We start from the raw sequence: 403 nt of genomic DNA, 5'->3' as shown, positions 1-403 counted from the left end.
AGACAGGGATCATCCGCCACCATGCGATCATCCAGCGCAACCGCGGCAGGCTCGAAATATTTGTTCTCGAGCAGCTCGACCGGCGCGGCAATCTGCCCAAACGGCTTGAAATAGTTGGCGATAAACGCCGGCGAACTGGTCACCAGCAGCATTACATCCCTGGCCAGATAGCGTTCCGCGCCGCGCATCGCCTTGCCCAAAAAATCGTCGCGAAGCACAAGGCGATGAATGTCGAGGCACTCGTAGACGATCGGCACCGTCGCCTGGAAAGCCGATCTGGCACGTCGGGCAAGCGCCAGCATTTCCAGATTGCGCGCGATGATGAGGTCGGGTCTTGGCATCGAGCCGAGCTTCGAGCCGATCGAGACCGCCGCCTTTGTGACTGCTGCCAGCCGCTGGGCGA

The 403-nt window shown here is 60.8% G+C and carries 1 pseudogene; it reads right to left on the bottom strand.

Annotated elements, in window-relative coordinates:
• Positions 1-403 (bottom strand): annotated as a pseudogene (locus tag EOA86_RS38255) (glycosyltransferase family 4 protein); the annotation flags it as partial.

It is taken from the genome of Mesorhizobium sp. M5C.F.Ca.IN.020.32.2.1, assembly GCF_004023105.1.
GTDB lineage: Bacteria > Pseudomonadota > Alphaproteobacteria > Rhizobiales > Rhizobiaceae > Mesorhizobium > Mesorhizobium wenxiniae.
Note: the sequence above shows the minus strand (reverse complement) of the source record. Positions and strands in the feature narration are given on the sequence as shown.